This window comes from Allobosea sp. FBZP-16 (genome assembly GCF_002831785.1).
In the GTDB taxonomy this organism is placed as follows: Bacteria; Pseudomonadota; Alphaproteobacteria; order Rhizobiales; family Beijerinckiaceae; genus Allobosea; species Allobosea lupini.
In genome coordinates, this window is sequence record NZ_LNCQ01000055.1 from 121,601 (window position 1) to 134,802 (window position 13,202).

Annotated in this window: 16 protein-coding genes; 6 read left to right on the top strand and 10 right to left on the bottom strand. The window is 68.0% G+C overall.

The window, feature by feature from the left end; genetic code table 11:
* Positions 1–4: 4 nt before the first annotated feature.
* The gene (locus tag CXY91_RS27300; protein WP_158673611.1) at positions 5–673 is read right to left on the bottom strand and encodes a Spy/CpxP family protein refolding chaperone; all 669 of its coding nucleotides are present in this window, start codon (positions 671–673) and stop codon (positions 5–7) included.
* A 241-nt stretch (positions 674–914) separates the two neighbouring features.
* Between CXY91_RS27300 and CXY91_RS27305 the strand changes: the two genes are divergently transcribed.
* From CXY91_RS27305 to CXY91_RS27315, 3 genes are read left to right on the top strand one after another with little or no spacing between them, the layout of a single operon-like run.
* Positions 915–1,913, top strand: a complete 999-nt coding sequence (locus tag CXY91_RS27305) for a P1 family peptidase (protein WP_100965046.1) — start codon at positions 915–917, stop codon at positions 1,911–1,913.
* 32 nt (positions 1,914–1,945) lie between these two features.
* Positions 1,946–2,734 carry an ATP12 family chaperone protein gene (locus CXY91_RS27310; protein WP_100965048.1) on the top strand — a complete coding sequence of 263 codons (789 nt, stop codon included), beginning with the start codon at positions 1,946–1,948 and terminating at the stop codon, positions 2,732–2,734.
* A 5-nt stretch (positions 2,735–2,739) separates the two neighbouring features.
* Positions 2,740–3,129: a DUF1801 domain-containing protein gene (locus tag CXY91_RS27315; protein WP_100965050.1), complete on the top strand. Its 390-nt coding sequence runs from the start codon at positions 2,740–2,742 to the stop codon at positions 3,127–3,129.
* Positions 3,130–3,311: 182 nt separating this feature from the next.
* On the opposite strand, the gene CXY91_RS27320 is transcribed toward CXY91_RS27315, so the two are convergent.
* From CXY91_RS27320 to CXY91_RS27335, 4 genes are read right to left on the bottom strand one after another with little or no spacing between them, the layout of a single operon-like run.
* Positions 3,312–3,920: an ATP-dependent Clp protease proteolytic subunit gene (locus tag CXY91_RS27320; protein ID WP_092161998.1), complete on the bottom strand. Its 609-nt coding sequence runs from the start codon at positions 3,918–3,920 to the stop codon at positions 3,312–3,314.
* A 56-nt stretch (positions 3,921–3,976) separates the two neighbouring features.
* Positions 3,977–4,318 carry an SRPBCC family protein gene (locus CXY91_RS27325; protein ID WP_100965052.1) on the bottom strand — a complete coding sequence of 114 codons (342 nt, stop codon included), beginning with the start codon at positions 4,316–4,318 and terminating at the stop codon, positions 3,977–3,979.
* Positions 4,315–4,626 carry an ArsR/SmtB family transcription factor gene (locus CXY91_RS27330; RefSeq protein ID WP_091840987.1) on the bottom strand — a complete coding sequence of 104 codons (312 nt, stop codon included), beginning with the start codon at positions 4,624–4,626 and terminating at the stop codon, positions 4,315–4,317. The genes CXY91_RS27325 and CXY91_RS27330 overlap by 4 nt, the downstream gene beginning before the upstream one ends.
* 56 nt (positions 4,627–4,682) lie before the next feature.
* Entirely contained in the window at positions 4,683–5,279 is a 597-nt protein-coding gene (locus tag CXY91_RS27335) for a LysE family translocator (RefSeq protein WP_100965054.1), read from the bottom strand.
* Between the two features lie 98 nt (positions 5,280–5,377).
* Between CXY91_RS27335 and CXY91_RS27340 the strand changes: the two genes are divergently transcribed.
* Complete coding sequence (locus tag CXY91_RS27340) at positions 5,378–6,757, top strand: aminotransferase-like domain-containing protein (protein WP_100965056.1); 1,380 nt, start codon at positions 5,378–5,380, stop codon at positions 6,755–6,757.
* A 118-nt stretch (positions 6,758–6,875) separates the two neighbouring features.
* Entirely contained in the window at positions 6,876–8,405 is a 1,530-nt protein-coding gene (locus CXY91_RS27345) for an acyl-CoA carboxylase subunit beta (protein ID WP_091840980.1), read from the top strand.
* 60 nt (positions 8,406–8,465) lie between these two features.
* Here the strand turns inward: CXY91_RS27345 and CXY91_RS27350 are convergent, their stop codons facing one another.
* The 3 genes from CXY91_RS27350 to CXY91_RS27360 form a co-directional block, all read right to left on the bottom strand.
* Positions 8,466–8,873: a type II toxin-antitoxin system VapC family toxin gene (locus CXY91_RS27350; RefSeq protein ID WP_100965058.1), complete on the bottom strand. Its 408-nt coding sequence runs from the start codon at positions 8,871–8,873 to the stop codon at positions 8,466–8,468.
* Between the two features lie 3 nt (positions 8,874–8,876).
* Positions 8,877–9,134, bottom strand: a complete 258-nt coding sequence (locus tag CXY91_RS27355) for a type II toxin-antitoxin system Phd/YefM family antitoxin (RefSeq protein ID WP_100965060.1) — start codon at positions 9,132–9,134, stop codon at positions 8,877–8,879.
* Positions 9,135–9,200: 66 nt separating this feature from the next.
* On the bottom strand, positions 9,201–10,097 hold the full coding sequence (locus CXY91_RS27360) for a LysR family transcriptional regulator (RefSeq protein WP_100965171.1): 897 nt from the start codon (positions 10,095–10,097) through the stop codon (positions 9,201–9,203).
* Positions 10,098–10,200: 103 nt separating this feature from the next.
* Between CXY91_RS27360 and CXY91_RS27365 the strand changes: the two genes are divergently transcribed.
* Positions 10,201–11,190: a zinc-dependent alcohol dehydrogenase family protein gene (locus CXY91_RS27365; protein WP_100965062.1), complete on the top strand. Its 990-nt coding sequence runs from the start codon at positions 10,201–10,203 to the stop codon at positions 11,188–11,190.
* Positions 11,191–11,376: 186 nt separating this feature from the next.
* On the opposite strand, the gene fabF is transcribed toward CXY91_RS27365, so the two are convergent.
* Positions 11,377–12,642 (bottom strand): beta-ketoacyl-ACP synthase II, encoded by a 1,266-nt coding sequence (gene fabF, locus CXY91_RS27370; RefSeq protein WP_100965064.1) that lies wholly within the window; start codon positions 12,640–12,642, stop codon positions 11,377–11,379.
* Between the two features lie 11 nt (positions 12,643–12,653).
* The gene (locus CXY91_RS27375; RefSeq protein ID WP_100965066.1) at positions 12,654–13,157 is read right to left on the bottom strand and encodes a winged helix-turn-helix transcriptional regulator; all 504 of its coding nucleotides are present in this window, start codon (positions 13,155–13,157) and stop codon (positions 12,654–12,656) included.
* Positions 13,158–13,202: the final 45 nt, after the last annotated feature.

The window sequence follows — 13,202 nt, forward strand, 5'->3', positions numbered from 1 at the left end:
GCAATCAGCCGCGATCGTCGTCGTCATGGCCGCGGTCGCGCCAGCGGCGCGGTCCCCGATCGTCATCGCCATAGCGGTCACGATCGCCGCCCCGGCCATGCCATTCCATCGAGCGCCCACGCATCTCGCGCATCCGCTCGCGGCCTTCCGACATCGCCTGGCGCACGGCCCGGCGTGCCACGGTCTTCTGCTCGTCCGACAGTGTCGACCAGAGCGGGCGCACCGCATCCGCCATCTCCTTGCTGCGGGCCGCGCGCTCGCCCTGGCGGTTCGCCATCATGTCGAGCCGCTCCATGATGTCGGCGTCGCGGAAGGTCTCGCGCTGCTCGCGCATCTTGGCGAAGCGCTCCTGGCGCTGCTCGGCATTGCGCTTGATCAGCGCTTCCAGCTTCTCGAAGGCCGGCACCTGCTCGGGCTTGAGCTTGAGGTCGGTGCGCAGCTGGGCGAGGCGCTCGTTCATCCGTGCGGTCGCCCGCTCGGCGCGGCGCTGGCGCCATTCCTCGCGCCGGTCGGTGCGCTCGCCGCGATCCGCACGATCACCGCGCGTCTCGTTCTGCTGCTGCCCCGGCGGATTGCTGCCCGGAGCGGGCGGGATCGGCTGCGGCTGTGCGATCGCCAGTGTCGCAGCGACAGCCGCAGCGCTGGAGGCGACGATGAGGGCGATACGTTTCATGCGAGGTCTCCGATTGTGGTGTCTACAACAACGGGTCGCTTTGCGGGTCTCGAAGCCGGGTCGCGATGTCGCCACGATGCCTCGGACGGCCTGACCCGGCCATGGCGCACGCATGACAAGATCGTAATGTCGGCACGACGCGCCGACGAGCGGTAAGTTCCATCAGGGTCGCCGCGCTACGCCGAATCGGCGCAGCATGCCGGCAATGATCACCGCGCCGAATCCGCAACGAGCTTCAGCCATGCGCAACCTCATCACCGACGTTCGTGGCGTCCTCGTGGGCAATGCCGAGGATTCCGCTGCCGCGACCGGGGTCACCGTCGCCCTGTTCGAGCGGCCGAGCATCGCTTCCGTCGCCGTGCTCGGCGGCGCGCCCGGCACGCGCGACACGGCCTTGCTCGAGCCGGGCATGACGGTCGAGCATATCGACGGCATCGTCCTCTCCGGCGGCTCGATCTGGGGCCTATCCGCTGCCGATGGCACCCTGAGCTGGCTGGCGCGGCAAGGACGCGGCTTCCCGATCGGCGGCTATCGCGTGCCGATCGTGCCGCAGGCGATCCTGTTCGATCTCGCCAATGGCGGCGACAAGCCCTTCGCCCGCGGCCAGGGCGAGGCGCCCTATCGCGCTCTCGCCGAGACTGCGAGCGCCGCCGCTGCGGCCGAGTTCACGCTCGGCAGCGTCGGCGCCGGCTTCGGCGCGACCACAGCCAATCTCAAGGGCGGGCTCGGCTCGGCCAGTGCGCGGGCCGCGACAGGCCAGGTCGTCGGCGCGCTCGTCGCGGTCAACGCGGTCGGCACGGCGACGATAGGCGACAGCCCGCATTTCTGGGCCGCGCCTTACGAGCAAGGCGCCGAATTCGGCGGCCGCGGCTGGCCGGCGACGATCCCTTCGGAAGACCTCGGCCTGCGCTTCAAGGGCGGGCCGGGCGCCAACACCACCATCGCCTTGGTCGCGACCGACGCCGTGCTGACCAAGGCACAGGCCAAGCGCATGGCGCTCTGCGCCCATGACGGGCTGGCGCGGGCCCTGCGGCCGGTCCATGCCCCGCTCGATGGCGACGTCGTCTTCGCCGCCGCGACCGGCCATAGCGGCGCGCCCTCCGACGCCTTCGCCCTGACCGAGCTCTGCGCCACCGCCGCCGACGTGCTGGCGCGCGCCGTGGCGCGGGCGGTATACTCAGCCAGCGCCCTGCCCTTTGCGGGCGCCAAGCCGGCCTGGCGCGACAGGTTCGGTGGCTGACCAGCGCTCGGCGTCGTGTTAGACCCCGGCCCATGTCGACCGATGATTTCCTTGCCCGCTTCGGCGCTGCCGGCCAGCGCCAGCCCGATCCCGTCGCCGCCGCCCAGCAGGCGATGCGCAACCCGCTGCCCAAGCGCTTCTACGAGAAAGCGGGCGTGCTGGAGCGTGACGACCTGTTCCATGTCGCGCTCGACGGCCGCACCGCCCGCACCCCGGCCCGCAAGCCGCTCGCCGTAGCATCGCGCACTGTCGCCGAAGCGCTGGCGGCGGAATGGGACGCCCAGACCGGTGAGATCGACCCGGCCCGCATGCCGCTGACCCGGCTGGTCAATTCGGCGCTCGACGGCGTGGCCGACCAGCATGAGGCGGTTCGCGCCGAGATCGTCCGCTATGCCGGCAGCGATGCGCTCTGCTATCGCGCCGGAGAGCCCGAAGCGCTGGTCGAGCGGCAGGATGCGGTCTGGAACCCGCTGATCGCGGCGCTCGAAGACCGTATCGGCGGCCGTTTCGTCATGGCGCAGGGCGTGATCTTCACGCAACAGCCGCAGACGGTGCTCGACGCCGTGGCCAAGCGCGTCGCCGTGATCACCTCCCCGGTCGCGCTCGCCGGCGCCCACAACGTCATGACGCTGACCGGCTCGACCATCCTGATGCTCGCGTTGACTGAGCGGCTGATCGACGCCGAGGCGGCCTGGGCCGCCGCCCATCTCGACGAGGACTACCAGATCGGGATCTGGGGTCAGGACGAGGAAGCGGCCGAGCGCCGCGCCATTCGCCGCAAGGAATACGACGCCGCCGTGCTGCTGCTGACGAAGGGCTAGAGGCGATGATCCCGGGCGCGCCCAAGGCTGACAACCCGGAAGACTATATCGCCCAGCTCGATGGCTGGCGACTCAAGGCGGTCGAGGCCCTGCGCGCTGCCGTGAAGGCGGCAGCTCCGCTCGACGAGCGGATCAAGTGGACGCATCTGGTCTATTTCTCGAACGGGCCCGTGCTGCTGATACGGGCCGAGGCGGAGCGCGTGCTCTTCGGCTTCTGGCGCGGCAAGCGCCTGCGCCATATCGAGCCGCGGCTGAAGCCGGGCGGCAAGTTCGAGCTCGCGACCATGGTGCTGCGCGCGGGCGATGCGGTCGATACGAAGATCGCGACCGAGCTCGTGCGTGCCGCGGTCGCTCTCAACCATGAGTTCGGCGACCCGAGCAAGCCGAGCGCCTGACGGTCTGCCCGGCCAAAGTCGCTCTGCTCATTTCATGTCATCCCGGACAAGCCGCGAAGCGGCGCCGATCCGGGACCCATGCCTGAGCCTTTCCGAGAGAGGTTCCGGAATGGGTCCCGGGCCTTACGCCCGGGACGACTCGCGCACGGGAAAAGGTCCCGAACCAACATCCCGCAAATACCTCATGCCTCCACTGCCGGAGCCTCGGTCAGCACGCGGTCGATCAGCCCCCAGTCCTTGCCTTCCTCGGCGGTCATGAAGCGGTCGCGGTCGAGCGTGCGCTCGACCTCTTCCTCGCTGCGTCCGCAATGCTCGGCATAGAGCCGGATCATCCGCCGCTTGGTCTTCTGGATCTCCTCGGCATGGATCAGGATATCGGACGCCTGCCCCTGCGCCCCGCCGAGCGGCTGGTGGACATGCAGGCTGGCATTGGGCAAGGCCGCGCGCTCGCCCGGCTCGCCCGCCATCAGGAGGAAGGAGCCCATCGAGCGGGCCGTGCCCATGCAGAGCGTATGCACGGGCGAGCGGATGTACTGCATCGTGTCGTAGATCGCGAGGCCGCTGGTGACCACGCCGCCCGGCGAGTTGATGTAGAAGTGGACCGGCCGCTTCGGGTTCTCGGCCTCCAGGAACAGCAATTGCGCGCAGACCAGCGCGGCGCTGGCATCGTTGACCTCGCCGTTCAGGAAGACGATCCGCTCGCGCAGCAGGCGCGAGTAGATGTCGAAGGAACGCTCCCCGCGCGTCGACTGTTCGACGACCATGGGGACGAGCTGCATCGTGCCGTGCATCGACGACCTCCTCAGTTCCGGATTGTTGATGGTGCTTGCGGACTGGGCCCGCGCCGTCAGGCGGCGCGCAGCATCAGCGGCTGGTTGCTGTTCGCAGGTGCCGGCGACGCGCTCAACCGCGTATCGGTCAGGCTATGGACGATCCGCAGCTCGGTCCCCGCGTCGTTCGGCGCGAGCTGGAAGGTCACGACGCTCTCTAGGAAGGGCGGCTCGTCCTCCCTCAAGCGGTAGCGCAGCTCTTCGCCCGGCACGCTGGACAACGCCTCGACCTGCGCCGGCAGCCAGCGCTCGCGGAAGGCGGGAATGCTGAGCGCCCGCCAGACCTTCTCGGGCGGCGCATCGAGCTGATATGCGAACACCAGCTCCTTGGTGTGCTCCTGCGTCTCGCTCTCGCTCATTGGTCCATGTCCCGCAGCAGATCCTTGAGAGCATCGATGCGCGCCGGCCAGTAGGCCCGGTATTTCGCCAGCCATTGCGCGATCAGGGCAAGCCCGTTCGGGTCGACCTCGTAATTGACGAAGCGCCCCTGCCGTTCCTCGCGCACCAGCCCGGCGGTCCGCAGCACGGCGAGGTGCTGCGACATCGCCGGCTGGCTGATCGCCATGCCCTCGCGCAAGGCACTGGCGTTCATGCCGCCGACAGCGAGCTTCTCGAAGATCGCCCGCCGGGTCGGATCGGCCAGCGCTTTGAAGATGTCCTGCTCCATGTCAGACACATAAGCATATACTTATTTCATTCGCAAGCGGCTGACGAGAGCGCCTGTCAGCTCGCCAGAATGGGGTAGAGCGAAGCAGCCAGCAGCAGCCCCATCACGACGTTGAACACGCGCTGCCGCGCCGGGTCGGAGAGCAGGCCGCGCAGCATCGTGCCGCCGATGGCCCAGACCGCGATGCAGGGCCCGTTCGCCAGCGCATAGGCGATCACGACGATCGCGAGATTGAGGAAGTAGCCCTCCGTCGGCGTGTAGGCCGCAACCGCTCCGACCGCCATGATCCAGGCCTTGGGGTTGACCCACTGGAACGCCGCGGCCGCCGGAAAGCTGAGCGGCGCCGCCGCCTCTGCGCCGGGCTCCAGAGGAGCCGAACGCGCGATCTTCCAGGCGAGATAAAGAAGATAGGCGCTGCCCGCATAGCGCAGGATGTCGTGCAGAACAGGGATCGCGCTGAACAGGCCCCCTAGCCCGAGGCCGACCGCAAGGACGAGGCCGGAGAAGCCGAGATTGATCCCCAGCAGCAGCGGCAGGCTGGCACGAAAACCGTGATTGGCGCCGGAGGCGAGCAGCAGCGTGTTGTTCGGCCCGGGCGTGATCGAGGTCACGAAGGCATAGCCGATGAAGGCGAGCAGCAATTGCGGTGTCATGTCCGGTCCAGCGTTAGCAAGCGTCGCGCCGGTGATTGTGGATGTGACACTTCTTGCATAGAGTGAAAAGTGTCCCGTGACGCAATTTGTTAGATCACATGCTCCTCGCTTCACCCTGGCGACCGCGCCTCGCGGAGGGCCGTGGCTCGGCCAGCGAAAGGCTGGTCGAGGCTCTCGCTCGCGATATCGCCGACGGCTCGCTGCCGTCGGGCGCGCGCCTGCCGGCTCACCGCCCCCTCGCCTGGCAGCTCGATATCGGCATCGGCACGGTGACCAAGGCCTATGCGCAGCTCGAACGTCGCGGCCTGGTGCGTAGCGTCCGCGGCCGCGGCATGTTCGTCGCCGGCTTGCCCCGAGCGGCCGGTCGCACGATCGATCTCAGCGTGAACGTGCCCCCGCAGCAGCTGAGCGACCGCCTGCTCGCCGCCAGCCTGTCCGACCTTGCAAGGCGGCTCGATGCCGACAGCTTCGGAGCCTATGCCGCGCCCGCCGGCAGGCTCGACCATCGCGCGCTGCTGGCCCGCTGGCTCGCGCCGACAGGCATTGCAGCTGCCCCCGAGCGGCTGCTGATCTGCCACGGAGCCCAGCATGCCCTGGCGATCGCATTCGCGATCACCTGTGGGCCGGACACCGAATTGCTGACGGAGGCGCTGAGCTATCCCGGGGCGATCGCCCTGGCCCGCCGACGTGGCCTGCGGCTGACCGGCCTCGCCATCGACGAGCAGGGCCTCGTCCCGCAGGCGCTCGACAAGGCCTTGCATGAGGCGAAAACGGCGGGGCGGCGCGCCGTGCTCTACATCACGCCGACCCTGCACAATCCGACCACGGCGACGATGGGCGAAGCCCGGCGCCAGGACATCGCAAGGCTCTGCCGCGCCCATGATGCCGTGATCATCGAGGACGATATCCACGCCGCCCTGGCCGAGCCGGGCACGATCGCGATCGCCGCGCTCGCGCCGGAGCGGACGCTGCATGTCTCCGGCCTGTCGAAGGTGCTGAGTCCGGGCCTGCGCATCGGCTCGCTGCTCGTCCCAGAGCCCTGGCTGACGCCTGCCCTCGCCGAACTTGCCGCGACCTGCACCATGGCATCCCTGCTCTCTTGCCTGATCATGGAGCGCTGGCTCAGCGAGGACACTGCAGCGTCGGTCACGCGCTCGATTCGCGATGAGGCGAGCCGTCGCGTCGCCCTGGCGCGCGAGCTTCTGCCGCCCGGGACCGCGTTGAGCTCGGGCAATGGCTTCCATGTCTGGCTGCCGATGGCACCGGAGCGGGCCACGGCGCTGCCGGCTCGCGCCGCCGCCTCGGGCATCCTTCTGCCAGCTCCCGAGATTTTCCTGGCCGATGCGCAGGCACCGTCATGGGGCGTGCGGCTCAGTCTCGGCGGCCCGAAGCTCGAGAGGCTGCAGGATGCACTCGCAGGCCTGCGGACCCTGCTTCTCGATGGCGGCAGCGGCCCGCAGAGCCGGGCGATGCCGTGACCGACACCGCGGTGCACAAAACGCCAGCCGCATGCTGCGAAGGCCGCAATGGACTTCGCCCGCAGCGCCGCTTAAGCGGGAACAGGACCTTTAAAGACTGCGCCCCGGGAGGCTCTTGATGAAGGACATTCTCGAACAGCTTGAAGACCGGCGCGCGGGCGCACGCCTCGGCGGCGGCGAAAAGCGCATCGCGGCGCAGCACAAGCGCGGCAAGCTCACCGCCCGCGAGCGCATCGAGCTGCTGCTCGACAAGGACTCCTTCGAGGAGTTCGACATGTTCGTGCAACACCGCGCCGTCGATTTCGGCATGGACAAGGCCGAGAAGATCCCCGGCGACGGCGTCGTCACCGGCTGGGGCACGGTCAATGGCCGCACCGTCTTCGTCTTCTCCAAGGACTTCACCGTCTTCGGCGGCTCGCTCTCCGAGACCCACGCCCAGAAGATCATCAAGATCCAGGACATGGCGCTGAAGATGCGCGCGCCGATCGTCGGCCTGTTCGACGCCGGCGGCGCCCGCATCCAGGAAGGCGTCGCGGCGCTCGGCGGCTACGGCGAGGTCTTCAAGCGCAACGTTCAGGCTTCGGGCGTCATCCCCCAGATCTCGGTGATCATGGGTCCCTGCGCCGGCGGCGACGTCTATTCGCCGGCGATGACCGACTTCATCTTCATGGTCCGCGACACCAGCTACATGTTCGTCACCGGCCCGGAGGTGGTGAAAACCGTCACCAACGAGACGGTGACCTCGGAAGAGCTGGGGGGCGCCAAGGTCCACACCAGCAAATCCTCGGTCGCCGACGGCTCGTTCGAGAACGATGTCGAGGCGCTCTTGCAGGTGCGCCGCCTGATCGACTTCCTGCCGGCCAACAACACCGTCGGCGTGCCGGAATGGCCGAGCTTCGACGTGCCCGATCGCGTCGACATGAGCCTGGACACGCTAGTCCCGGACAATCCGAACAAGCCATACGACATCAAGGAGCTGATCCTGAAGGTCGTCGACGAGGGCGATTTCTTCGAGATCCAGGAAGCCTACGCCAGGAACATCGTCACCGGCTTCGCCCGCATCGAGGGCCGCACCGTCGGCATCGTCGCCAACCAGCCGATGGTGCTGGCCGGCGTGCTTGATTCCGACGCCAGCCGCAAGGGCGCCCGCTTCGTGCGCTACTGCGACGCCTTCGAAATCCCGATCGTCACGCTGGTCGACGTTCCCGGCTTCCTGCCCGGCACGGCGCAGGAATATGGTGGCCTGATCAAGCACGGCGCCAAGCTGCTCTTCGCCTACAGCGAATGCACAGTCCCGCTGGTCACGATCATCACGCGCAAGGCCTATGGCGGCGCCTATGACGTCATGGCATCCAAGCATATCGGCGCCGACGTCAACTATGCCTGGCCCACCGCGCAGATCGCGGTGATGGGCGCCAAGGGCGCGGTCGAGATCATCTTCCGCGGCGGCGATGCCGAGACCATCGCGCGCCAGACCAAGGAATATGAAGACCGCTTCATGAGCCCCTTCGTTGCGGCCGAGCGCGGCTATATCGACGAAGTCATCATGCCGCATTCGACCCGCCGCCGGATCGCGCGGGCCCTCGCCATGCTGCGCACCAAGAGCGTCGAGCGTCCCTGGCGCAAGCACGACAACATCCCGCTCTGAGCGGAACCTGACGCCGGGGCCGCCTCACATCAGCCCCGGCAAACCGAAGCTGATCACCGCTCAGGTGGCTGCAAACGGGTTGAGGAGCGGGACGTTCAGCCCCTCGAAATCGCGGGTGTTGCGCGTGACCACCGTCAACCCGTGGACGGAGGCGGTTGCTGCGATCATCGCGTCCTCGATGATCTCACCCGACTTTCGGTGCATCAGCCTTGCCCAGGCGCGAAAGACGTCGGCATTCATGTCGAGGACGTTGTAGGTCCGCGCGACCTGATCCAGCCAAGCCTCGATCTCCGCCGCCTTGGCAACGTCTTGCTCACGAGTCATCTCGATACCGGCCTGTATCTCTCCGATGGTGACCGCGGACAGATGCAGGTCGGCATCGGCCACGCCATCCAGCCAAGCCAGCACGGCGCCATACGGCCGCAGGCGGCGCAGTTCGGAGACGACATTGGTATCGAGGAGATAGATGTTTCACACCAGCTCCCCGGGCTCGCGCCGGCGGAGCCGGCCACGCCCGAGCAAATCCAGATCGACCCTAGCCTCGTCCGCGAGCAACAAGTCCTTCAATGTCGGCTTCGCACTTCGCTGAAGCCGCTCCCACTCCTTCAGCGGGACCAGAACCGCGGCGTCAGCACCTCGCTTGCTGACAATCTGGGGGCCTTCCTTGAGACAGGTCTCGAGCAACTCGCTGAAGCGCGCCTTCGCATCCTGCACCGGCCAGCTCTTCATCCCGCCCTCGACGCTCAAATCAACCTAGTCAGATAACTAGTCTTTTCTAGCCGCTGCGCAAGCGCCTCACATCAGTCCCGGCAGCTCCGCGGCCAGCGCGTCGATGGCGACGCGCACCTTCGGCGGCAGGTGCGGCGTCTGCAGCCAGAGCGCTTGGACGTCATAGGGTAGTCGCCCCTCGCCCGGCAGCAATTCGACGAGCGCGCCGGCTTTCAGGCGTTCGCGCACCAGCCAGGACGGCAGCCAGGCGAGCCCCATGCCGAGGAAGGCCGCATCGGCGATCGCCTCGAGATCGTCGAACCGCAAACGATGCCGCGGCATCACCTCCACCGGCGGCCCATCCTCGCAAGGGAACAGCCAGGGACGCACGCCACCGGAACGGCGATAGATCAGCGCGTCATGACCAGCGAGATCGGCCAGCCGCGTCGGCGTTCCATGGGCGTCGAGATAGGAAGGCGCAGCGCAGACGATCATGCGCTGGCGGGCGAGCCGGCGCGTCACGAGGTTCGCCGCATCGTGCAGCTCGCCGGTGCGGATGGCGAGATCATGCCCGCCTTCGGCGAGATCGACGAAGCCGTCACCGAAGGCGAGGTCGAGTTCCAGCTGCGGGTGCCGGCGGGCAAGGTCGAGCAGGATCGGCATGACGCAGCACCGGCCGAACAGCACCGGCAGCGCCACCCGAAGCTTGCCGCGCGGCTCGCCGAATTGGTCGGCGGCGAGCGCATCGGCCGCCTCGGCCTCGGCGAGGACGCTCCGGCAGCGTTCGCAATAGGCAAGGCCGAACTCGGTCAGGCTCTGCCGCCGCGTCGTGCGGTTGAGCAGGCGCACGCCGAGCCGCTCTTCCAAAAAACGGACATGCTTGCCGACCATCGGCGCGGACAGGCCGAGCGCCGCTGCTGCCGCTGCGAAGGAGCCGAGATCGACCGCCCTGACGAATACGGCCATGCTGGTGAGGCGGTCCATCATCCGAAATCAATGGTTCCGATTGTCGATCGTGGAGCGGAATTTATCGCAGGACGGCGCGCTGCCATAGCTCATTCATTCGCTCTGTTTTGGAGTCATGAGCATGGCCCGCACGATCCGCTTTCACCGCCATGGCGGCCCCGAGGTTTTGACCATCGAGGACATCGACGTCCCACCGCCCGGCCCTGGCGAAGTCCGGATTCGGACCAAGGCGCTCGGCCTCAACCGGGCCGAGGTTCTGTTTCGCTCGGGAAGCTATATCGAGCAGGCGCGGTTTCCATCCGGCATCGGCCTCGAAGCCGCGGGCCTGATCGAAAGCGTCGGCGCCGGCGTCGAAGGCCTCTCGCCGGGCGATGCCGTCAGCCTGGTGCCACCGCGCTCGATGGTGAGCTCGCCGGTGCATGGCGAACTGGTCACCGTCCCGGCCGAATTGGTGGTGAAGCACCCGCCGACGCTCGGCTGGGAGGCGGCTGCGGCGAGCTGGATGCAGTACCTGACCGCCTATGGCGCGCTGGTCGACATCGCACGGCTCGCGCGGGGCGAGCATGTGGTGATCACCGCCGCGTCGAGCAGCGTCGGCCTCGCCGCGATCCAGATCGCCAACCGGATCGGCGCGATCCCGATCGCGGTGACGCGGACTTCGCGGAAGGCGCAGGCGCTGCGCGAGGCCGGCGCCGCCCATGTCGTCGCCCTGGCCGAAGATGGCTTGGAAGCCCGATTGAAGGAGATCGCAGGCGAAGACGGCGTCAGGGTGGTGTTCGACGCGGTCGGGGGCCCAGCCTTCATCCCATTGACCGCCGCGATGGGGCGCGGCGGCATCCTGTTCGAATATGGCGGCCTCAGCCCGCAGACGACACCCTTCCCGCTCTTCAACGTCCTGAGCAAGAGCCTGACGCTGCGCGGCTATCTCGTCCACGAAATCGCAGGCGACCCGGCTCGGCTCGCCGCCGCCAAGGCCTTCATCCTGGACGGCCTGAACGACGGCTCGCTAACGCCGATCATCACCCGGACGTTTCCGTTCGAGGAGATCGTCGAGGCGCATCGCTATCTCGAATCGAACGAGCAGTTCGGCAAGGTCGTGGTGACGCTTTGAGGGTCTGAATCGCCAACCCGCCAGGCTTCGCCATCAAAACGGATGTCATCCCGGACAAGCCGCGAAGCGGCGCCGATCCGGGACCCATTCCTGAGCCTTTCCGATAGAGCTTCCGGAATGGGTCCCGGGTCTGCCTGCGGTCGCCCGGGACGACTCGCGCTTTTTTTTGCGAACTCCGGAACCCTCTCAGGTCCAGCGCCTGAACACCACGCTGGCATTGACGCCGCCGAAGCCGAAGCCGTTCGAGATGGCGTGCTCCATCGCTATCGGTCTCGCCGCCTTCGCCACGAGGTCGAGCCCGGCGGCATCCCCGTCCGGGTTCTCGAGATTGAGCGTCGGCGGCGCGATCTGGTCACGCAGCGCAAGAATGGTGAAGACCGCTTCCAGCCCGCCGGCGGCGCCGAGCAGATGGCCGGTCGCCGATTTCGTCGCGCTGATCGCGATGCCGCCTTCGCTGCCGAACACCGCCTTGATCGCGGCGAGCTCGCCGCGATCGCCGACCGGCGTCGAAGTCGAATGGGCGTTGAGATGGGCGACATCGCCGGGCTTGAGACCCGCCTGCTTCAGCGCCGTCTCCATCGCCCGGCGTGCGCCCGAGCCATCCTCGGGGCCGGAGGTGATGTGATAGGCGTCGGCGCTGGTGCCGTAGCCGGTCAGTTCGGCGAGGATCGTCGCGCTGCGCGCCTGCGCATGTTCCAGCGCCTCGATCACCAGGATCCCGGCGCCCTCGCCCATGACGAAGCCGTCGCGGTCACGGTCGAAGGGGCGCGAGGCCTTCTCCGGCTCGTCGTTGAACCCAGTTGAGAGGGCACGCGCCGCGGCGAAGCCGCCGAGCGAGACGAGATCGACGCAGGCCTCGCTGCCGCCGCAGAGTGCGATGTCGACCTCGCCGGCCCGGATCATCCGCGCGGCATCGCCGATCGCCTGGACGCCGGCGGCGCAGGCGGTGACGGGCGCGCCGATCGGCCCCTTGAAGCCATGATCGATCGAGACATGGCCGGCCGCGAGATTGACCAAGAAGGACGGCACTGTGAAGGGCGAGAGCCGGCGCACGCCGCGCTGGTCGGTCGTCCGCACCGCCTCGGCGATCGCCGGAAAGCCGCCGATGCCCGAAGCGATCACGGTCGCGGTGCGCTCGCGCTCGGCTTCGTCCTGCGGCTGCCAACGGGCCTGCCCCAGCGCCTCCTTGGCCGCGACCAGCGCGAACTGGATGAAGCGATCCATCTTGCGCTGGTCCTTCGGCGCGATCGCGACATCGGGATCGAAGCCGCCCTGATTGTCCTCGGCCTTGCCAGGCACGATACCCGCGATCTTGGCCGGTAGCGTTTCGGCGACAGCATCCGGCAGGCGGCGCAGACCCGAGCGGCCGGCGAGCAGGCGCTGCCAAGCGAGCTCGGTGCCGCAGCCCAAAGGCGAGACGACGCCCAGTCCGGTGACGACGATGCGGCGCATGGCGGCTCCTATTACGATCTGGCTCGGGTAGCGGCCTGGCGCGCCGCGAGGCGTTCGCGCAGGTCGTTGCTGGCGCGCGGCCCGGCGATGACGGTGGCGCTATCCGCGGTGACAGGCTTCAGGGTTGCGGCATCGACGACGATCGGCGTGATCGGCCGGCCGGTCCCGCGCTCGGCCAGCAGCAGCGAGGCGCCTTCCGGCGCGAGATGCCGATTGGCGAACCCGATCAGCGCCACGATGACCGGGAAGACGTCGCGGCCCTTCTCGGTCAGGACATATTCGTAGCGCTTCGGCCGCTCGCTATAGAGCCGCCGCTCGAACAGCCCGCTCTCGGTGAGCTGCTTCAGCCGGCGCGTCAGCATGTTCGGCGCGATGCCGAGGCTGCGCTCGAACTCGTCGAAACGGGTGAGCCCCTGCAGCGCATCGCGCAGGATCAGGATGCTCCACCACTCGCCGACGGTCTCGACAGCGAGGGCGCAGGGGCATTCGGTGAGGGGAGCGAGCTTGGGCTGCATGGCCCAGGCTCGCTACCGCAGTCACTATTTTTTTGCAAGCTACAA